Below are 21,405 nucleotides of genomic sequence, written 5' to 3' on the forward strand. Positions count from 1 at the left end.
CCTGTCATTCATCGCTCCTTTTTAAAGTAACGATGAACTAAAACACTCTCTTAGGCAATCACGCTATTTTGTCCAATTTGCGCTGACGGGATACAATATAATTTAATCAGATATTTATACTTTTTTAACAAGCTCTGGTTAGTCGCATCTGACGGACTCTGAGCGTGTAAAGCTGTCTATCCGTGTCAGAGTTCAATTCTGCTCTAGGGTTGTACAATTGTGGAAGGCTACTTTGCTAGCCCGTCGGAGTTGTTTCTATCACAATTTTAACGGTTTCTGGAAAAATCATTTCTCTAACCGTTTTTTGGAGAATTGAAGCCGTATATTTGTTTGCTTATTTGGTTTTCCTATGGGGATAGATAGGATTTATAATGGATGTGCATTCATATAGTGAGTATTAATACGCGTATGATTTGTATTAAAGTTTCTTATCAGATTGTCGTAACTGAATTGAAGAAGATATTTATAATTACTGATCGTAATATTGTGGTTAATGCGGTGAAGTTGAAGGTGTGTTCGGTTAAATGCTGCTTTATTATATTTTAAATCATAAAGGTGAAATTCTATGGTAGTAACATGTGCGCGGATGAAATTGATAGGATTGGCATTGTTTTCTATTCTGGTTTTTTCTGCTTGTGATAATCAACCTAAGGAAAAGAAGCCAGGACAAGCATTAGTTAGTATTAATGGTCAAGAGGTTACTACACTTCAACTTAATGATGAAATAAGGCGTGCTGGTGTGCGTGCCGAACAGTATGAAGCATCCAGCAAACAATTGCTAGAGTCGTTAATCGCTCGTCAATTGATTGTAGATGAGGCTATACGTAGCAAGCTTGATCGAACGCCGGATGTCATGCAAGCGCGTGAGAGAGCTAATGCGCAGATTATTACGCAGGCATATTTGCAGGGTATAGTGAGTAAAATTACTAAACCATCCGAGGTCGAGATTAATGAGTATTATCGGAAGCATCCAGAGTATTTCGCACAACGCAAACAATTTGATTTAACGATATTGCGCATTGCTACCAAAGATCTTAGCAGCGAATTAAGAGCAGTGATAGATACTGCTAAGTCTACTAGTGAAGTTGCAGCTTGGCTTGATAAAAAAAATGTGCAGTATTTTCGCAACTTGGCGTCGCGCAGTACTGCGGATTTGCCACTGGAAATGGTGACAATGATGCGAGAGAAAGGCAAGAGCCATGTTTTTGTCATTAATGAGCAAGAAAATAGTTTGCTAATTTCTGTCAATGAGATTAAAGATAGTCCGATCACAGCTACTGATGCTGCATTACAGATTGAGAGATATTTAACCAATCATAAATATAAGCAGGCAATTGATGCAGAAATTGCCCGTTTGCGTTTATCAGCAAAAATAGAATATCTTAATGCTAAGGCGCCAGCACGGAACACGGAAAAGCCAGCTACTCAACCAATTGACGATATAAATTATCCTGAGACTGTAGGTAATTTAAGTCTGCCTGAACCTGTTTCGGAAGGGGCAATTGAGCGTGGTATCATGGGGCTAAAGTAAAATAAAAACATATAACTCTCTTGCTGTATCTTAGGAGTTTATTTTTTAGAAAATTAATGTGGTATCTCAAAAAATTATGGATAAATGGATATTTAAGGCATTTGTTATGAATAAAACGAAGCTGTTATGGCTAATACTAATTTTTGTGCTCTCGTGGATGATTTTCGTTGGCAGTGCAGTTGCTGGAAAGCTGAAGGAAAGTGTAATAGGGCCAGGGGATACACTAAAAATATTTGTCTATGGACATCCAGATCTTGCTACAGATACGAAAGTAAGCGAAACAGGAAATATTACCTTTCCATTGCTGGGCGAGGTGTTTGTTGGTGGATTAACGCCATCTGCTGCTGAGAGAAAGATAGTAAATCTACTGGAAAGTCGTGACATCTTACGCAAGCCTCAAGTTAATGTTTTTGCTGCTTCACTGCAGAGTCAGATGGTATCTGTACTCGGTTATGTTCGTAATCAAGGACGTTATCCAATCGAAGGAAAGCGAAGTTTAACGGATATTCTTGCTATGGCGGGAGGGATAATGCCTGATGGGGGGGAAGTAGTTACTTTGATTCGCTCAGATGGAGACAAATCTACTAAGGAGGTGATTGATGTTTTGGAGATGATTCGCTCCAGTGATTTAACTCGGAATTTAATTGTGCGAAGTGATGATTTGATCTATGTTGAACGAGCTCCACGGTTTTACATCTATGGTGAGGTGCAGCGTGCTGGGGCTTACAGGCTTGAACGCAATATGACAGTTATGCAAGCATTGTCAGTAGGAGGAGGGCTAACTCAACGGGGTACTGAGCGCGGTCTAAGAATTCAACGTCGTGATGCTGAAGGTAATTTGCAGATATTGACTGTCAATTCTAGTGATTGGGTTCAACCGGATGACGTAATATATATCAAGGAAAGTTTATTTTGATATTTTTGCTTTTTGTCGTGGACGATAAAAGAATGTTAGTGCTTGAACCATTCAAGATGCGATTATTAAGTGCCCGTTATATATCAAGGTAATGTTGTAAATAAGAGGGTGCTAGGTGTATGAGAATTGTATCTGAGAGGTTTTTCATAAATTCATCATATTAGCCGCAATTGGTAGAAGTGCTCATGATGATTGATTATGTTGTGATATGCCGATGACTGGATTAGATAAAAGTTATTTATTCTTTGTGGGTATATGCATTCGTAACTAGGAGGAGAGAGGAGGTGGGCGGTATGATCAATAAAGCTAGTTATAGGATAGGTTGCATAGAATGGATGATGGTTTTTGCGCGTATTGAGATGCTCATCAACGCAAGGCTAAGACTTTACCAGTGGTGTTTGGTTAAGTCAGAAATGAGATTCCAACTATTATGAATTACTCCCGATTTTTTCTCATTGTGTTGGCTCGTCGCAAGATTATTTTGCTGGCACTTATAGTGACTGTATTGACTACCTTGGTAGTTAGTTTGTTATTGCCAAAAAGCTATAAGTCGGCAGCAACCCTAGTGCTAACTCATAAAGGTCCTGATCCTGTGACTGGAGTTATTTTGTCTGCACAGCAGATTACGGGTTATATGGCCACTCAATTAGATGTCATTAAAAGTTCTAAAACTGCGCTAATGGTGGTGGATCAACTTAAACTTGATCAGAGTGAAGTCGTAAAAAAACAGTTTGAGGATAGCGGTACCACTATGGAGTTACGTGATTGGTTGGCTAATTTTCTTCTTAAGAACTTGGATGTTGAGACTGCACGTGATAGCAGCGTGATTCGAATAAATTTTATGAGTGTGGATCCCGTGTTTGCTTCAATCGTTGCCAATGCTTTTGCGAACGCTTATCAAGAGATAAGTGTTCGTCTTACAGTAGAACCTTCACAAAAAGCAGCGACCTATTTCACCAGTCAACTTAACTTGTTACGTGACAGATTGGAAACAGCACAAAAAAAACTGACGGCATATCAGCATGATAGTGGGATCATTGATGCAGATTTTCGTCTTGACGTTGAGACAAGACGACTAAATGATCTTTCTAGTCAATTAGTGGTTGCGCAAGCGGAGCTGATAGGGACAGCATCGGAGAAGGGGAGTAATTATCGCGGTGGTGAGGCCAATAGTGTTGTTAAGAATTCAATGATTAATAACCTTAAGATAGATTTATCCCAGGCAGAATCTAGATTCTCTGAAATTTCACAGAAATTGGGACGCAATCATCCTAGCTATATAGGAGCGAAAGCGGAGGTGGAGAAATTGCGATCTGAACTCAATAAGCATATCAAAACTACTACCGATAACGCTATCAGCCAAGTGACCGAGATTCGTGCTGCACTTGAAGAACAAAGAACTAAAGTACTTTCTCTTAATCGTGCAAGAGATGAACTTCAACTTCTCACCAGAGAAGTTGAAGGAGCTCAACAGGCATATAACAGTGCTATGCAGCGCTTAAATCAGACTACTCTTGAAGGGCAGTCTAATTTATCGAATGTTTCCATTCTTGATGCGGCAAAAATTCCAGATAAACCAGATAGTCCTAAGTTACTACTTAATATGGTTTTGTCAGTATTCCTAGGTACTTTGCTTGGGCTAGGAGTTGGTTTACTTGCAGAAATGATTGATCAACGCGTGCGCTCACCAGAAGATTTAGTAGATGTACTTCAAACACCTGTTCTTGGCGTAATAAAATGGGGTGTATCAGAACAGAAGCGCCTTCAGTTGACGTGGCCACGTTTGATGCGAAGAATCAATTTAAGTCTAAAATAGGAAAAAGAAAATGAGTACTTCGGATCCTTCAGAAACAAAGAGACTTGTTGCTTCAAACTCAGTTAGCTCAAATACGTCTTCACTTCATAAGTTTAGTATTGGTCACATTCTGTTAGATATGGGAAAAATTACACCGATCGAAGCTGAACATGTATTGCGTTTACAGAAAGAGAGTGGTTTACGTTTTGGCGATGCTGCGCTTAAATTGGGTTTGATTACTGAAGCTGATATTCAGCTAGTATTGGCACAACAATTTGATTATCCTTATTTATTACCAGGGCAAGGAAATCATCCACCAGAACTAGTAGTTGCTTATCAACCGTTCGGTGCCCAAGTTGAGGTTTTTCGTGCGGTACGTAGTCAATTAATGTTACGCTGGTTTACTTCTGGGCGTAAGGCGCTGGCAATTGTTAGCTATAACTCTGGTGATGGAGTGAGTCTTTTCGCTGCTAATCTCGCGGTGGTATTTTCGCAGCTTGGGGAGAGGACATTATTGATTGATGCTAATTTACGCTGTCCGCAGCAGCATGAGATTTTCAATCTAAGAAGTAAGCAAGGCTTATCTGATGTTCTTGCCGATCGCGCGAATATTTTTGAGGTAATTTCCAAGATAGAGTCTTTCGTTGATTTATCTGTGTTGCCAGCAGGCACGACCCCGCCTAACCCCTTGGAACTTCTAAATCGCAATTCATTTGATGAGTTGAACGATCAGCTTGCGAATCAGTTTGATGTTATTCTTTATGACACCTTGGCTTTTTCGAGTGGAGTTGACGCATTAGCCATCGCTGCACGTACAAGCGGTGTATTGATAGTGGCGCATAAGAATAATACCCGCTTAAGTGATATCAATACGATGAGTGAACAGCTTAAATATAGTGGTAGCGAAGTAGTGGGTTCTGTTTTAATTGATTTCTAGTAAACAATTCGATCATGCTTTTATTATTACACAGCCCAAAATCAATTGCACTAGAGTGGAGTCCCATATTGCTGGGACTGTTTGCTTTATATGTTCCAACCTTTTATGGCTTATTTAATGGATTGTGGGCTACAGAAGAGCAAGCGCATGGGCCGATTATTTTGTTTCTTGCGCTTTGGCTTATCTATCGTCGATGGCCAGAAATGATAAGTAAAAGTGAGAGTAAGTCAAACTCAGTTTCGGGATGGATATTATTTCTTATAGCTCTGTTCTTCTATATTATTGGTCGTTCTCAACAGATATTAGTATTTGAAATGGGGTCTTTTATTATAGTACTAGCAGCGATACTACTTATTAAACGAGGCAATAGTGCTTTGAAGGTTATGTGGTTCCCAGTTTTTTTCTTGTTGTTTATGATACCGCTGCCCAGTCAGTTGGTAAGCTTACTTACCATGCCAATGAAGATGGCAGTTTCATATGCGGCGGAACATATTTTATTTTGGGCTAATTACCCGATAGCACGAAACGGAGTTATTTTACAAATTGGACCATATCAGCTTCTTGTAGCAGATGCTTGTGCTGGGTTGCAGACATTACTGACATTAGAAGCGCTCGGATTATTTTATCTGAGTCTTGTTCATCATGCTTCAGTTTTTCGTAATGTGACATTGGCTATTCTTGTAGTACCCATTTCTTTTACCGCTAACGTAATCCGTGTAATTGTGCTTACTCTAGTTACCTATCATTACGGAGATGCTGCTGGGCAGGGTTTTTTACATGGATTCGCTGGAATGGTTCTATTTATCAGTGCACTGATATTAATTCTTGGTGTGGATACGTTATTGCAATATTTTGTTAAGGCACAATCGATGGATGTTTCGCGACTAAATAATAGCTAATTGTCTTTTTGCAATAATTGTTGATAACTATATAACTTTATTGTATTAAATGGCTACTATGTATAAATATCTTTGATGGCTGTAGTCTGATGTGATTTAGCTTATTAATAAAGAGGGAATTGTGCTGTTTTTATGACAGAGAGAGGAAAAGCAATGAGAAAATCATTAATTATAAGTATTGCTATGGGAGTATTGATGGTGTCATCCGGTGCTTTAACCATGGCTCTGACTCCAACCATAAAGATTGCCGATCAGCGGGAAGAGATCAATCTTGAAGTCATGATTCCTGAGATGTTTGGGGATTGGCAAATTGATAAATCAATTCTACCACTCCAAGTTGATGCTGAAACGCAAGCTAATCTTGACAAGATATACAACCAAACATTGGCAAGAACCTACGTTAATTCTCTGGGTGAACATATCATGCTTTCGGTAGCATATGGGGGAGATCAGAGCGACAATTTAGCAGTACATAAGCCCGAAGTATGCTATTACGTACAAGGCTTCGAGATAATGAAGACTCTATCTGATGAGCTACTTACACAGTATGGAAAATTACCGATTAAACGTTTGCTAGCAGTTAAAGGTAATAGAAATGAACCAATTATCTACTGGGTTACGATTGGTAATAAAGCAGTTTTGCCTGGTTTTGATCAGAAGTTGCAGCAACTACGTTATGGTTTGACCGGAAGTGTGCCTGATGGGATGTTGGTGCGTGTATCTTCCATATCACGTGATGAAGATAGAGCCTATCGTCTTCAGACTACTTTTATACAGGATTTGCTATCAACAATTGGTACTAGGGAACGTGTTAGATTAATAGGAGCTTTTGAAACATAAAATAGCAAATTTAACTACATGAGAATGAGTAACAACAAATATAGCTTGAAGAGCATCTTGTGTATTTTCTGTCTTACTTAAATTAAGGGTCTGATATTGCTGATATAGGACTTTCATGCGGGTTGGAAAGTGGAAGATAGAATGAGTAGATGCTCTAAGATAGATGAAGAAAGCCTATCGTTACAATGTGCCGAAGCTATCACTGTTTTATCTAACTATTGAGTGGATACGTTGTGTTTTGTTATAAAGCTGATCAAGCTGCAAAATATAGACGAGCTTTTTGTACAGTTCACTCTATTTTGTTAATGAATCATGTTAGAAATTGGGGGAGCATAAAAATACCATTATTTCTCATATATAAGCCCTTTACGCAATTGATGAGTGATAGAAGGGGAATAAGAACCTGTATTTGCATCATTGTAACTCAGATGAGCCTTTTTTATTCCTCTATTGACCAAGATATGATCTAAATTTTTAGAAATTCAAATATGGTGTTGAAATTGATAAATAAGTTAACAAAATAAGTAAGCCAAGTCAGTTGGAATGTAGCATTTGTACGTGTGCATTGATCTTATGTGTTTCCCTATCGTTGGATTTGAAGTACCGAAATTTCTATTGAGAATATTTCTGCCCTTAATTGCTTAGACTAACAGTACTACTTCGTAATACCAATTGCTAATTATGAGCGTAAAAGTACCAATTTTACTAATGCCTAGTAGTCATCTGAACTCAAGAGCATTGCCTATTACCCTTCTGGTTATTGGCGTTTTATTTTTGTCAATATTAAGTGGTATATTTGCAGCGTTCGGTAACGTAATTCTTTTGATTGCTTTGCTAGCTCTGTATGGTCTTTTTTTTGTCCTTGCTGTTCCTGCTGGCTGGACAGTATGGATTATATTTTTGGCGGCATTTTTGATCACTGGACCGAGTGCCTACTTTATACGATTTTCGCAGCTTCAATGGTTTACTGTCTTAGTGAGTGCGGCACTATTGTTACCTGTGTTACTCCATCTGCTACGTAGCAAAGCCAGCATACTGGCAGCTCCAATTTCAAAGGATTTTTTCTGGCCTGTTACTTTTCTTTTGCTAATAACTTTTTCTACCGTAATTGATCAGCCTAAATTCTCGGAATTTGTGAATGCATCCCGTCATTACCTATTTATGTGGCCATTAATGCTTGTCTTTATGTTAGGTTTAGTTCGCCAGGAAATGCTGGTACAGTTATGGAAGGCTCTTATGGTTGTGGCGGTTATGCAACTTCCAATGGCGATTTATCAATATTTCTTTGTAGCTCAAAAGAGTGTACGACTCTCTCCTTGGGATGCTGTGATTGGTACGTTTCAAGGCGCTATTGAAGGTGGCGGTGATAGTGCCGCCATGGCGATAATGTTGCTGATTGCGATGCTGACTGCCATAGCACTATGGCATGGGAAGAAATTGCATGGCATGTGGATGATGTTGATCGTAGTAACGAGTCTTGGGACGATAGCTTTGGCGGAAGTTAAGGCAGCAGTTATGCTGTTACCGATTGTTATAGGTCTGTATTATCGTAAAGAGCTATTGCGGCGCCCCATAGAATCGGTTGTTGTTATGATTGGTGCACTTTTGTTGGTCGGTGGCATTTTTATGGTTTATGAAAAGCTTCACTACGGAGAAATTTCAACGCACACATTCAACAAGAATCAAGCTACCTCAACTTATGATCGTGTAATGAGAGCATTAAGCCCGGAAACGGAATCTTCTAGTGGGCATCAATTGGGGCGTATTAATCACTTAGTGAACTGGTGGGATATTAACGTCATGAGTGGCGATATACAGCACAGCTTATTCGGCTATGGTATGGGAGCAACATATACCAGTAGAGTCGGTGCTGGTGAGTTAGTAAATCGTTTTTCCTATCAGGTCAACACATCTTCCTCTACTATTCTACTTTGGGAGACAGGCATTTTAGGGCACTTAGTTTTTCTTCTTGTATTACTATCTGGAGTTCAAGTTTCTAGCTGGGGTGCTAAAAATGGAGTTGTTCCAGAGATTCATCGCATTTTCCTCAGAGTAGGCGCAATTGGCTTGCTATTACTTGCGATAACACTGCCATATAAAAGTTTTCATTTCTATTCCAACCCAATTCAATTCCTTATGATGTTCATGCTTGGTCAGGCAGCATACTGGTCACGTTTCATAAAGAGCTATGAGAAGATGAACGGATTGTGAAAAGCAAAGATTACATGAATATCACAAAAATTTTATCCTACAAATAAGAGATAAAGTGGTTTATTCGTGCGAAAATTTGCTACTGGAGGTTAGGCATGGACGAAATGATTGAAGAAATTCCAGAGTGTTATCGTTTTGATCAACTTGTTTTTGTTGTGGAAGTGAATGATTTTTATACAGCCAATGATAGGAGAAGAGAGTGAAAGCCATGAAGAGCATATTAAGATATATATATTCGAAATTGAGGATTCTCTCGCCATTCGTGTATTACCTCATTCAATACAAGCGCGCTGCAATCAAGTTAGATAGAACGGGTGGGAATGTTCAATATAAAAAGATATTTGAAGAATTCATCGAGAGCTGTGAAAGTAAATCATGCTTGCAAATTGGGGTAAAAGATAATGTAGGTAAAAAATATGGATCTAATTGGGTGAGTGTTGACAAATTTGATATGCGTGATTTCATTGATTATCATTACGATATCCATGATTTGCCCTTTGAGAACGAAAGTTTTGATGCTGTAGTCTGTATATCAATATTGGAACACGTTCCTTATCCATTGAAAGCCATAAGTGAACTCAAAAGAGTTTTAAAGCCTGGTGGAAAAATATGGGTTCAATTACCATGGCTTTATCCCTACCACGAAGCTCCAAAAGATTATTGGCGTGCTAGCCCAGACGGGTTAAGAATATGGATGGAAGATTTCAAGGAGATTTCGTGTGGGATCGATTTATGGGATGAAACCTATTTTTCAATAGCAACATATTTTTATGGAGAGAAATAATAGCTATGATAAATAGCAGATTTGTTCTCTTTTGGAATAGTTCTCTAGCTCCATCCTCTAGATGATGGGTTAAATAATTCATGTATCGATATTATGGAAATGAAAATTAATTTCATAGGCATTGGCGCGCAGAAATGCGCATCTACTTGGGTGCATCGTGTTCTCTCTGATCATCCAGAGGTGGCGGTTCTTCCAGGAAAAGAGATTGATTTTTTCTCATACTACTATAACTTCGGGTATGAGTGGTATGAAAGGCATGTAGGGGAAATTGATCCTGTAAAGATGGTAGGTGAAGTATCTCCTTCATATTTTTATGATACCGATACGCCTGAGCGTGTGTTTCTTTATAATCCAAATATGCGAATCGTACTTTCCCTACGCGACCCGATAGAGCGCGCTTATTCAAATCATCTGCATGAAGTCAGGCTTGGTCATGTAACTGGTCAGAATCTTGAATTTGAAAATGGGTTAATGAATAATCCCATGTATTTATTGCAGTCAAGTTACGCACAGCAGCTCGCTCGTTGGCTTACTGTATTTCCGCGTAATCAGATTTTGGTGATTTTTCAGGAAGATATTCGTGATGATCCTCTCGGTCAAGCATTGAATCTGTATCACTTCCTAGGCATATCGGAAGACTATCAATCCTGGTTTCTGAAAAAGAAGATAAATGAAAGTCTAGTCATAAAAAATACCAAAATAGATTACTTTCTAAAGCGATTAGGGAAGCTCGGACGATCTATAGGGGCTAGTGAAATAGTTGAAACAACCAAGAAAAATGATTTAGTGTGTCGTTTGCGCCGCAAATATAACCAGATAGACTTACGTCAGGTTATTCCACCAATGCGTGACGATACCAAGATACATTTGCAGAACGTGCTAGCTGATGACATGCGTGAATTGTCGCTTCAGCTTGGGCGAGAGGATTTGCCTTGGCCAAGTTGGAAGGCATTACATAATAAAGCAAAGTGAGGGGTAGCTGTGTTTGCTATGTTAATGCGCTATATAGTTGTGTTGCTGGGAGATACTACTGAAAAGAGCCTAGAGCGAATCTATCGAGAGGAATTATGAGCAAAAGGGGCTCGCGCGTAGTATTCCTTCTTGGTGCAGGTCGTTCTGGTACTACGTTACTTTACAAGATACTATCCACTCATCGGGGGGTGGCATATTTAAGTAATTACCAAAAACGATATCCTAATTGGCCATTTTTGGCCTATTTGCAATATATACTCAATCAGTTTCCAGAGTATAAACGTCAAACTTGGTTTAAAGAGCAAGGCAATGCTTACTTTAATGAACGACGTGAATGGCTGCATTCTATTGTGCCAACTCCCTCAGAGGCAGAATCGGTATATGCCAGTTGCGGTATTCCTTTAATACCTACAGATGACTATCGCGTGCACCCTCAAATGGCTGAATGCTTGCAAGACAAATTTGAATGTATTCGCCAGACTTCTCGCAGTGAAGTATTGTTGACCAAACGCACTGCCAATAATCGTCGTATACCACTTCTTAAGCAAGTTTTTCCTGATGCAAAATATATTCATCTAATTAGGGATGGTCGTGGAGTAGCTTATTCTTCGTTGCGAGTAGCTTGGTGGAATGATCATATTTTGTATTGGGCCGGCAAGACACCCCTGCAAATGGTTGCAGCGGGTTTTAATCCATTGGAACTTGCAGCACGAAATTGGGTTGAGGAAATGCAAACATTGGAGCAAGGAACTGCGCTGATTCAGAGTAATCAGCTATTGGAAGTGCGATATGATGAACTCCTGCGCAACCCGTGTAAACAATTACAACGTATCTTGGATTTTATGGGAGTGGCTACACAAAAAGATGCCGCGTTCTGGAATGTCATAGAATCCTTGTATCTCGCGCCAAAACAGGAAGCATGGACTCGTAGTTGGACCGAAGTGGAATTGAAGACAGTGCATGATGTGCAGGGAGATACCTTGCGTCGCTGGGGTTTTGAAACAAATAATAGATCATGATGTACTTATTGTGAGTGAATTGATTTATTAAATAATTAAAGATAGGAATACTAAAATGATATATTCTAATTATAGTCAGGCAAAGAAAAATGTTCAGGACGATTTTTGTGTTCTGTATATTTGTTCTGCAGCGCGCAGTGGTTCTACTCTGACTGATATGTTTTTAGGGGGGCATTCCAAAGTCGCTTCGTTAGGAGAAGTCGATCTTTTGGGCAAAGCCATTAGTTTGGATGCCACATGCAGCTGTGGTGATAAATTGCGTGCTTGCATACAGTGGCGAAAGATTTTTGATGCTATTTTGGCAGTTCAAGGTGTTGATCTAATAAAGAATCCCTATAAGTTCAAGCTATGGGATATTATTGCCTTTAATGAGATCGACTATCAGCAGCAAAAACCTGCATATCGGTTGGCAATTAACTTACGTAAGGCTTGGATGGGAATTCGGGATCATTTGCCGCATGGTCTGCGCAAGGACTTTCCTATACCACCTATACTGCTTAAAGCGCTTCATAATAAGATGAATTTGTATCGGGAGATTTCTCGTTGTTGGAACAAGTCTGTCATTGTAGACTCATCTAAGGTTTTTCGCGAAGCGATTGAGTTGCATCAACGCTGGCCAGATCGTGTCAAAGTAATACTGCTGGTTCGTGACGGAAGAGGAGTTTATCTGTCACGCCGTTCTAGTGGGCGTAGTCAATCCGAAAGTGTGCGTGGATGGTTAAGCTATTACCGTCGTGCGCTGCCCTTGCTAGAAAGTCATATCACTCCAAGTAGTCTACTCAAAATACGATATGAAGACATTGCATCTGATCCGAGAAAGGCTGGTCAGCTGTTGTGTGATTTTGCTGGAATTTCTTTCGAATCGAATATGCTTGATCTGGCCCAATCGACAAGGCATCTTGTCAACGGCAATTATACAAAATTTTCTCCTGGAAGAGGCATACAGCTCGATGAACGTTGGCTAACTGAGCTCAATGGAGAAGAACTAGATTTCTTTGAACGCATTGGTGGCAACATGAATCATCGTTTAGGTTATCGTTAATGCTATGTCTCATCTTTAAAGAACTATACCAGATTATATTTGGCAGAAATTGATTCTGTTAAGTTGAATATGCCGAATGCTTGCTTACAGGAGGCGGAGAAATCATCATGAAAATGCTCTATATTGTAGAAGATCGTTTCCCGCCATTTCGTGCAGATGTAGTGGAATTATTTGCTAAACAGATGCCAATGCGAGGCCATCAAATCGATTGGCTGATGCAACGAGGACCGGAAGCGCACAGTATTTCTTCGCCAACGAATTGGTTGAGTAATACTGTGTATCTTACACCGCGAAGTAGATACAAAGGATTACTGGGTCGAATAATAAATGATAATCTGCTAGGCATGTGGGGGGATTTCATGATTCTCCCACTTGCCATTAAGGGACAGTATGATGTGATCCAGGTACGCGATAAGTTCTTTGCTAGTTTAATTGCTTGGTTAGCAGCCTGGCTGACTAATGCTCGTTTTATTTACTGGATGTCCTATCCATTTGCGGAATCCAAGCTACATCAAGCGCGTAATCGGATCGTGCCTCATTATCGTTTAGTTTGGTTCAAGGGGCAGACTATCAGGATTCTGCTTTATAAGATTATTTTGCCACTAGCTGATCATGTCTTCGTACAAAGTGAGCGCATGAAGGAGGATGTAGCGCAGCAAGGTATTTCTTTTGCCAAGATGACTCCAGTTCCTATGGGTATTCGAACTGACCAAGTAGGCAAATCTGAAGATGCTGTTGCACCGAACACAAATGCTCCTGTATTACTTCATCTTGGGATTATCATGAAGTTACGTCAATCAGAAATGCTGGTGCGTGTGCTTCAGCAAGTGCGGTCGCACTATCCTGGTGCTCGGCTATTTTATGTGGGAGATGGTCAGCTATCTAGTGATCGTCAGGCGGTCGAAAAGGAAGTATCTCGATTAGGGTTATCGGATGCCGTAACCATAACAGGTTTTTTACCTATGGAGCAGGCGTGGGAGTTGGTGAAACGAGCAGATATTTGTTTCTCACCTTTCTATCCGATACCTGTTTTGCTTTCTACTTCTCCCACTAAACTTATTGAATATATGGCTATGGCCAAGTGTATCGTTGCTAACGAGCACCCTGAGCAGCACCAAGTAATGGAAGCAAGTGGTGTTGGGAGATGTATTCCATGGAGTGAGCAAGCTTTTTCTGACGAAGTTTGTCGCTTATTAGATGATCCAGAGAGTGCGCGAGCCATGGCGGCAAGAGGACCGAAGTGGGTACGAGAGAATCGTACCTATGACGTGATAGCCGATTTGGTGGAATCAAAATACCAAGAATTACTTGGACAGACGGTTTGAATAATTCTGATCTCTATTCTAGCAAACGTTTTCGCCAAGCTATTCGGCATTTTCTACTGGGACGAACTGCGTAAGCAATTGCTTCCCAGATACTGACACTGTGTGTGGTTGGTACGCTTATTAATGCCGACTTACTATGGAACTTATATGGTTCTGTGGGGAATGATAGAAATGATGGTGCCACTGAGCTCATTAGGAATGTTAGACGCGGTTCGGCGCTATCTACCAGAGCTGGCAGCACGAGGAGTGTCGGATGATCTAATATGGTTTGTTCGCTGGATGCTCTAATTCGATTGGCTATTATGGTAGTGTGGGCGGTATTAATCGCTATCTTTTGGTCAGATATTGCTGCATGGATGGGCTTTAGTGTGTCGCAGAAGAATGCTACCTCGCTAGCGGTGGGACTCATCATTGCTGTCATTGGTTTTCGTTATGCTGCAGAGATGCTGAAGTGCCTTCCGGAGCAGTGCTGGTCGCAGCTGACTCATGCATTGATGTCCCTGGGTGTTTAACAGGTTTGCTAATGCTGCTGGTTACTGATGGCTTGACTTCGGAGCGGCTGCTGTGGGTGGGTCTGGTTGTTTCGCTGGGTTGTTTTTTGTTGGCTGAGTTTTTCTTAATGTGGAAATTGCGCAATCTTTCTGGTACAGGTGATTTCCAGGTAGGGGTACAAAAGGCATGGCGTTGCTGTAGAAGAGTAATCTGCTGACTATTCAGCATGGCAACGATAAGTGCGGTAGGCCGGTCAGTAATGGGTGTCGACTTTGATAATGGTGGTTCTATGGATCAGGTCTGATGCTGGTAAAATCATGAAATTAATTAATAACAGGTAAACCCCCGGCTCAGCCGGGGGACTCCCAAAGATTTGACCGTTACGACAGTCGTCGTAACGGTCTCGTCCCAACCACGAGACGAGGAGTCAAAGATGAAGGAGTACCAAAGTTTGAGCCATATGCGCTGGGATTGTAAATATCATGTGGTATTTATTCCGAAGCGGCGAAAGAAACTGATATTTGACAAGCTCGGGAAGCATATAGGGGAAGTGTTGCACGATCTAGCAAATCAGAAGGAAAGTGCGACTGTGGAAGGCCTTTGATGCTGGATCGCGCTCACATGTGTATAAGTATTTCACCGAAGTACTCGGTGTCGCATGTAGTAGGATTTGTCAAAGGTAATAGCGCGATAGTAATAGCGCGTCAATTGGGTAGAAGAAGGAATTTCACGGGAGAAAGTTTTTGGGCTCGTGGTATTTTGTATCGACGGTTGGATTGGACGAGGAAATGGTCAGAGCGTATATCCGAGATCAGGAAAAGGAAGATGAGCATGATCCGTTGAAACTGGGTATGTAGGTGTCGCTTCAGCGGCTCGCAAACAGCCCATTTGAGAGGCTCCAGCGATAAGCCTCTGGCTCTGCCGAAGGTAGTTTACTTATATTATTACTTAAAAACTGGAGGCTGCGTCACTGCACTCGTTTTTGCATTTTTACTTTATCGTAATGGGTATAATCCTATCTAATTATTTCATTATAATCTATGAATATTAGTAAAGAAAAAATGTTATCAACGGGAATTTTTTCTGATTTCAAGCGCACTCAATATGCGATAGTGCTGCTCTGCCAGATTATATTACTTTGAATTAAACCTGGAAAAACAATTTTAAACTGGAATCAGAATAAGATGTGTTATTAAGTCGGCGCATATTTGGAATTTCAGTTTATGAACCAAATCATCGACTAAAGTCGATGGTTAAATAGTTATACAATTTGGGATAGGAGGAAGAAATAGTGGAAATGCTTTACTATCTGATGCATCGGTTTTACCTTTGGCATATACCTCTTCTGCCACGCATCATAATGCTGATAATACGAGTCGTGTATGGTGCTTTTATTCCCTACCAAGTACGTATCGGCCCTGGAGTAAATTTTTCTCACTGTATGGGTATTGTTATTGCACCAGGTGCAAGGCTAGGAAGTCGAGTAAAGATTCGGCAACAGGTTACTATTGGATCTGGGCATGCGGTAATTGGTGATGATGTGGAATTTGGTGCAGGTGCTAAAGTTATCGGTAGTGTCCGAATTGGTAACAGGGTGAAGATTGGTGCGAATGCTGTTGTGATCCATGATATTCCTGATGACGCTACGGCAGTTGGTGTTCCTGCTAAAGTTGTTATGATTTCTGGAAAGAGGGTTTCTAATGACGGCAGTCTCGAATGAATCTTTCAAAACTTATACCCTGGAGAATGTTTCTGTTAGATTGTCAAGCACTTTTTATGGGGATAAACCTTACAGTCAATAGCTTCTTTCATGACGGAATTGACATAGAGTTACGATGTTGCGAATTACTGGAGTCGATGGTTTGAGCAGCTCCGATCTCTATTCTGGCAAACGTTTTCGCCGAGCCATTCAGCACTTTTTACTGGGGCGGACTGCACAAGCGATAGCTTCTCTCATACTTACCCTGTGGCTTGTGCGTCTGCTGATACCGACAGACTATGGCATCTACATGGTTCTGTGGGGAATGGTAGACATGATGGTGCCGCTTAGCTCGTTTGGTATGCTGGAAGCAGTGCGGCGCTTTTTGCCAGAATTGGCAACCCGGGGAGCACCGGGTGCTTTAATATGGTTTGTTCGTTGGATGACGTTGATTCGCCTCATCATCATGGCGCTTTGGGCGATGTTAATTGCCATCTTTTGGCCGACTATCGCTGCATGGATGGGTTTCAGTGTGCCGCAACAGGATGCTACCTTGCTTGCGGTGGGGCTCATCATTACTGTCATTAGTTTTCGCTATGCTTCGGAAATGCTGGAATGTCTTTTGGAGCAACGCTGGTCACAGCTGCTGCAAGCCTTTATGCCTTGGGGACGTCTGACTGGTGTGGCAGTGCTTTTGGTTACTGGTAATCTGACTTTGGAACAATTGCTGTGGGTGGATTTTGCTGTTTCCCTGAGTTGTTTTCTATTGGCCGAATTTTTCTTGATGCAAAAGTTGCGTAATTTGCATGGTACGGGTGATTTCAGAGTGAGTGCGCATGAGATACTCAATTTCGCTTGGAACATGGCCGGAGTTAATTTGCTCCGGGCTGTCGCCAGCTTCGGCGCAATGCGTATTCTTGTGGCACGCACTCTGGGATTAGAAGCAGCGGGTATGTTCGCTTTTCTGCAACAATTACTAATAATCATCGGGCGCTATTTACCAGCCAGACTGCTGACCAACGTTATTCGTCCCATGCTGATTTCCCGCTATGTGGCTGGAGAGATTGATGTGGTTAAACAAGGCATGGCGTTGTTGTGGAAGAGTAATCTGCTTGTCATTACTGCTTGTATGGTAGCGATAGTTGTTGCAGGTGATTCCCTCATCATGGTGGCTAGTAGTGGACGCTTTGTTGATGCGGGGATGCTTATGTTAATTATGTTGTTGGGTTTGGGTGCTACCAGTCAGGGACAACTAGTTATCATGATCATGCAGATATTTCCGTACACTCGCCAGTTAAAGTATTTTAGCTTATTGTCTGTGATGTCACCGTTAGCAGTTATTATTGGCTCGAATTGGGGATTGATTGGAGTGGCTAGTGGGATTGTGCTCAGTGTGTGGTTGTTGAATAGTCTGACTTTACTTTGGCTGAATCGCCAGGCTGGATCTATGGAGCTGGATTGGGTGGGTATTTTACGTGGCCTGGGTCTGGCGATATTGCTGGCGATTATCGGATGGGTGGTTGAATTTGAATTTGGACCATGGGAAGCGGTGGCCTTGGTCCTTCTGATCTACGGGCCGGGGTTGATGCTGGTTAAACCGTTAAATCAATTAGATATGGCATTATTGGAGCGTGGGTTGCGCCATCGCGCTCGTTTCTTTGCACTATTTGCGCGGAAGAACTGATAGTGATACAGATACTGAGATGACCAATGATCAACTATTTGTAGTGAAGCTGAATGATTCAAATGCTAGCGTCGTACTAGCAGTAAAGCAACATTGGAGTGATAAAGTGCTTGTGTATCTACAACATTTTAATGTATTCGTTCGAGTATTCCTGGATGTGTGTTTTATCAATATTAATTGCAACGAGCATGATTCTGCTCTATTTTTTTATCAATGTACCTAACATGAATATCAGTGGAAAAATAAAGGTTATGCATGTTATCAACGGAGAATTTTTCTCCGGTGCCGAACGGGTGCAGGATGTCTTGGCCTTGCGTTTGCCAGATTATGGTTATGAGGTGGGGTTTTCCTGCGTGAAACCAGCTAAGTTTTCTACGTGCCGGAATTCCACTGTGTCATTGTTTGAGATGCCCATGCAATCGAAATTTGATCTGGCACCGGCATGGGAGATTGCACGCATCGTGAAACAGGATGGCTATGCTCTGCTGCATACACACACTCCACGTGCCGCCTTGGTAGGACGGGTGGCAGCTTGGCTGGCCGGTGTGCCGCTGGTGCACCACGTACACAGTCCCACTGCACGCGATACGGAGAGTACTTGGCGTAATCGTAAGAATGCAATTATGGAGCGATTGAGTTTAATTGGGGTTGCGCAACTAATTCCAGTATCAAAAAGCTTGGAAACTTATCTGAAGAAACAGGGATGGTCGCAGGTACGAATTACAATGGTGGCCAACGGTGTAGTAACGCCTGGTTTCTTGCCTGACCGGCTTGCACCTGGTTCGGAATGGATAATTGGCAGTGTAGCACTGTTTCGTCCACGTAAAGGCATGGAAGTGCTGATCCAGGCGTTAGCAAATCTACGCCAGATGGGGCAGGATGTACGTTTACGTGCAGTAGGTCCATTTGAAACGATAGAATATGAAAAGACAATCAAAGAAATGGCTGTACGCCTGGGTGTTGCAGATGCAATCGATTGGGTTGGCTTTGCTCAGGATGTGAATGCCGAGTTTTTTAGAATGGATGTACTTGTTTTGCCAAGCCTTTTTGGTGAAGGTATGCCGATGGTAATCTTGGAAGCTATGGCAACAGGGGTGCCAGTTGTGGCATCAGATGTGGAGGGTATCCCTGAAGTATTGGAACATGGACGCACTGGTTTAGTAACACCAGCAGGGGATGCTGGACAACTAGCTGCTGCGTTGGCGGATCTGATAAATAATAAGTATGATTGGTGCGCCATACGTGAAGATGCTTACCGATTGCAGGTGGAGAATTTTTCGGATCGTAGTATGGCTGAAGGGGTGGCGAAGGTGTATGAGAGGGTATTGGGTCATGTTTGATCGAGTGAAGATGTTCGGCATCGAAATTGACCGACTGACTATGGATCAAGCAGTCGCTCAACTATTGGATTGGATTGGTGAGCAGGAATACCATTGTCGCTATGTAGTTACACCGAATGTTGATCATATAGTTAAGTTACAGAATAACGAAGCCTTTCGTATAGTCTATAAAGATGCGGAAATGGTAGTAGTCGATGGCAAGCCTGTATTATGGGCCTCACGCTTGCTAAACAAGTTATTACCGGAAACAGTGCCGGGTAGCGACTTGTGTCCGGCGTTGTTTGAAGCAGCTAGAGCTAGGGGAAAACTACGGGTGTTTTTACTGGGAGCGGCTGATGGTGTGGCTGATCGCGCGGCTACTGCAATCCAAGAGCGATGGCCTTGGGTGGAAATTTGTGGAACGTATAGCCCACCCATGGGTTTTAGCGCTTCATCACCTGCTAACGAGGTAGCTTTGGAGAAAATAAACGCGGCTAGACCCGATGTGTTAGTGATAGGGCTAGGAGCACCTAAGCAGGAAATTTGGGTGCATGCCATGCGTGACCAACTGAATGTTAAAGTAGCTCTGTGTGTGGGGGCTACTATCGATTTTCTCGCTGGTGAGAAAATTCGTGCACCACATTGGATTCGCAAGATAGGCCTAGAATGGCTTCATCGCGCATTGAGTGAACCCCGGCGATTGCTGCTCCGATATATGCATGATGCATGGGTGTTTCCTTGGTTGGTGATCAGAGAATGGTTAAGTAAATGAAGAAGGGAATAAGAAGTGTAGATTGTGAATCAATCTTCGTAATGGGGTTACCACGGAGCGGATCCACCTTGTTATCCCGATTGCTCAATAATTCACCTGATATTCTGTCTGTAAATGACTTGTATTTTCTTCAAGCAGTGCTGGCAATGGATGCAACGGATGGAGAATTAAGCGATCTACAAATCGTAGAACTCGCTGATTTATTACTCAATGTGATAAATGTACGGTCGAATGCCAATGAAGAATTTATAGGACAATTACGCATTACGTCGGAATCCATTCTGAAAATCCGACAAACAGTGCTGAGTAGACAGAAACATAAACTCTATGAATGGCATGATCTGATGAATGATCTGCTCAGTTTGGTGGCAACGTATATCGGAAAGTCTCGCTGGGCTGACAAGACGCCCCAGAATTTTTATCACTTTTATCTTCTGGCTGAGCGCTTTCCAAAAGCGCGATTCATTTTTTTGTTTCGCGATCCACGATCAATTCTGGCATCATACAAATATGCGAGTGGTGAAGGACACGATATTCGGCGCTATCATCCTGTTGTATATTCACTGTATTGGCGTTCGGCTGTTAGATTCTATAAAAGAGCTAAGGATCACCCGCGCGTTATGATGTTACGGTATGAGGACTTACTTTCGAATACAGTTGATGTGTGTGCTAAGTTGAGCGAGTTTCTTTGTACTGATATAGATATTCCTGAATTGACATCACTGGGGCACAATTCATCGTTTGTCAAAGGGGATAGAAAGAATATTACAACCACGGAAAATTGGATTTGTGAACGTTTGTGCGGACCTGAAATGAATGACTTGTGCTATGGAATTCATAATAATTACCCAAAGATTGGAGATGTACCATATCTATTGAAAGTAAGTTTACAATTCACGGTCTTTCAGACTCTACGGGCATTCAGTGACAGAGAGTCGCGGCAGCGTATTATCACTTTCATCCGTGGTTTAGGCAGGTAAGACTCTATTTGGTACTTCTTTAACCGCATCGCGAAAATCTCGGGGGCTTGCCCCCGAGCTGGATAGCCTACAATGGCGATAGGCCATTGTAGGCTATCCAGCTTATGGAACTGCAGAGACATAGTCATCATGTATTCAGGTTGATGTATCACTTTGTATGGATTCCGAAATATCGTCATAAAGTATTT

General features: G+C 41.6%; 19 protein-coding genes and 1 pseudogene. All 20 read left to right on the top strand.

Going from position 1 to position 21,405, the window contains the following annotated elements; genetic code table 11:
- The first annotated feature begins 586 nt into the window (after nucleotides 1-586).
- Nucleotides 587-1,531, top strand: a complete 945-nt coding sequence (locus tag C8R34_RS14815; protein ID WP_258364525.1) for an EpsD family peptidyl-prolyl cis-trans isomerase — start codon at nucleotides 587-589, stop codon at nucleotides 1,529-1,531.
- Nucleotides 1,532-1,637: 106 nt separating this feature from the next.
- Nucleotides 1,638-2,447 (top strand): polysaccharide export protein EpsE, encoded by an 810-nt coding sequence (gene epsE / locus C8R34_RS14820; RefSeq protein WP_110341955.1) that lies wholly within the window; start codon nucleotides 1,638-1,640, stop codon nucleotides 2,445-2,447.
- A 430-nt stretch (nucleotides 2,448-2,877) separates the two neighbouring features.
- Complete coding sequence (epsF, locus tag C8R34_RS14825) at nucleotides 2,878-4,263, top strand: chain length determinant protein EpsF (protein ID WP_110341934.1); 1,386 nt, start codon at nucleotides 2,878-2,880, stop codon at nucleotides 4,261-4,263.
- Nucleotides 4,264-4,273: 10 nt separating this feature from the next.
- Complete coding sequence (epsG, locus tag C8R34_RS14830) at nucleotides 4,274-5,179, top strand: chain length determinant protein tyrosine kinase EpsG (protein ID WP_110341936.1); 906 nt, start codon at nucleotides 4,274-4,276, stop codon at nucleotides 5,177-5,179.
- A gap of 14 nt (nucleotides 5,180-5,193) precedes the next feature.
- Nucleotides 5,194-6,078: an exosortase B gene (xrtB, locus tag C8R34_RS14835; protein ID WP_110341938.1), complete on the top strand. Its 885-nt coding sequence runs from the start codon at nucleotides 5,194-5,196 to the stop codon at nucleotides 6,076-6,078.
- 153 nt (nucleotides 6,079-6,231) lie between these two features.
- Nucleotides 6,232-6,918: an exosortase-associated protein EpsI, B-type gene (gene epsI / locus C8R34_RS14840; protein ID WP_110341940.1), complete on the top strand. Its 687-nt coding sequence runs from the start codon at nucleotides 6,232-6,234 to the stop codon at nucleotides 6,916-6,918.
- 681 nt (nucleotides 6,919-7,599) lie between these two features.
- Entirely contained in the window at nucleotides 7,600-9,129 is a 1,530-nt protein-coding gene (locus C8R34_RS14845) for a hypothetical protein (protein ID WP_258364526.1), read from the top strand.
- 208 nt (nucleotides 9,130-9,337) lie between these two features.
- The gene (locus C8R34_RS14850; RefSeq protein ID WP_110341959.1) at nucleotides 9,338-9,913 is read left to right on the top strand and encodes a class I SAM-dependent methyltransferase; all 576 of its coding nucleotides are present in this window, start codon (nucleotides 9,338-9,340) and stop codon (nucleotides 9,911-9,913) included.
- A 93-nt stretch (nucleotides 9,914-10,006) separates the two neighbouring features.
- A complete protein-coding gene (locus tag C8R34_RS14855; protein WP_258364527.1) occupies nucleotides 10,007-10,885 on the top strand; it encodes a sulfotransferase in 879 nt (292 codons plus the stop codon).
- A 95-nt stretch (nucleotides 10,886-10,980) separates the two neighbouring features.
- Nucleotides 10,981-11,904 carry a sulfotransferase gene (locus C8R34_RS14860; RefSeq protein ID WP_110341942.1) on the top strand — a complete coding sequence of 308 codons (924 nt, stop codon included), beginning with the start codon at nucleotides 10,981-10,983 and terminating at the stop codon, nucleotides 11,902-11,904.
- A 55-nt stretch (nucleotides 11,905-11,959) separates the two neighbouring features.
- Nucleotides 11,960-12,946, top strand: a complete 987-nt coding sequence (locus C8R34_RS14865) for a sulfotransferase (protein WP_110341944.1) — start codon at nucleotides 11,960-11,962, stop codon at nucleotides 12,944-12,946.
- 107 nt (nucleotides 12,947-13,053) lie between these two features.
- Nucleotides 13,054-14,271, top strand: coding sequence for a glycosyltransferase (locus C8R34_RS14870; RefSeq protein WP_110341946.1), 1,218 nt, complete (start codon nucleotides 13,054-13,056; stop codon nucleotides 14,269-14,271).
- Between the two features lie 263 nt (nucleotides 14,272-14,534).
- Nucleotides 14,535-14,783: a hypothetical protein gene (locus tag C8R34_RS14875; RefSeq protein ID WP_110341948.1), complete on the top strand. Its 249-nt coding sequence runs from the start codon at nucleotides 14,535-14,537 to the stop codon at nucleotides 14,781-14,783.
- A gap of 11 nt (nucleotides 14,784-14,794) precedes the next feature.
- The gene (locus tag C8R34_RS16320; protein WP_132467138.1) at nucleotides 14,795-14,980 is read left to right on the top strand and encodes a hypothetical protein; all 186 of its coding nucleotides are present in this window, start codon (nucleotides 14,795-14,797) and stop codon (nucleotides 14,978-14,980) included.
- A 216-nt stretch (nucleotides 14,981-15,196) separates the two neighbouring features.
- Nucleotides 15,197-15,620, top strand: a pseudogene (gene tnpA / locus C8R34_RS14880) (IS200/IS605 family transposase).
- A gap of 440 nt (nucleotides 15,621-16,060) precedes the next feature.
- Nucleotides 16,061-16,483, top strand: a complete 423-nt coding sequence (locus C8R34_RS14885; RefSeq protein ID WP_110341950.1) for a serine O-acetyltransferase — start codon at nucleotides 16,061-16,063, stop codon at nucleotides 16,481-16,483.
- 115 nt (nucleotides 16,484-16,598) lie between these two features.
- Nucleotides 16,599-18,146, top strand: coding sequence for a lipopolysaccharide biosynthesis protein (locus C8R34_RS14890; protein WP_110341952.1), 1,548 nt, complete (start codon nucleotides 16,599-16,601; stop codon nucleotides 18,144-18,146).
- Between the two features lie 251 nt (nucleotides 18,147-18,397).
- Nucleotides 18,398-19,486: a glycosyltransferase gene (locus tag C8R34_RS14895; RefSeq protein WP_110341964.1), complete on the top strand. Its 1,089-nt coding sequence runs from the start codon at nucleotides 18,398-18,400 to the stop codon at nucleotides 19,484-19,486.
- Nucleotides 19,461-20,237: a WecB/TagA/CpsF family glycosyltransferase gene (locus C8R34_RS14900; RefSeq protein WP_258364528.1), complete on the top strand. Its 777-nt coding sequence runs from the start codon at nucleotides 19,461-19,463 to the stop codon at nucleotides 20,235-20,237. Before C8R34_RS14895 ends, C8R34_RS14900 begins: the two co-directional genes overlap by 26 nt.
- A 41-nt stretch (nucleotides 20,238-20,278) precedes the next feature.
- Nucleotides 20,279-21,217, top strand: coding sequence for a sulfotransferase (locus tag C8R34_RS14905; RefSeq protein WP_165872587.1), 939 nt, complete (start codon nucleotides 20,279-20,281; stop codon nucleotides 21,215-21,217).
- The last annotated feature ends 188 nt before the right edge of the window (nucleotides 21,218-21,405 follow it).

It is taken from the genome of Nitrosomonas sp. Nm84, from assembly GCF_003201565.1.
Lineage (GTDB): Bacteria > Pseudomonadota > Gammaproteobacteria > Burkholderiales > Nitrosomonadaceae > Nitrosomonas.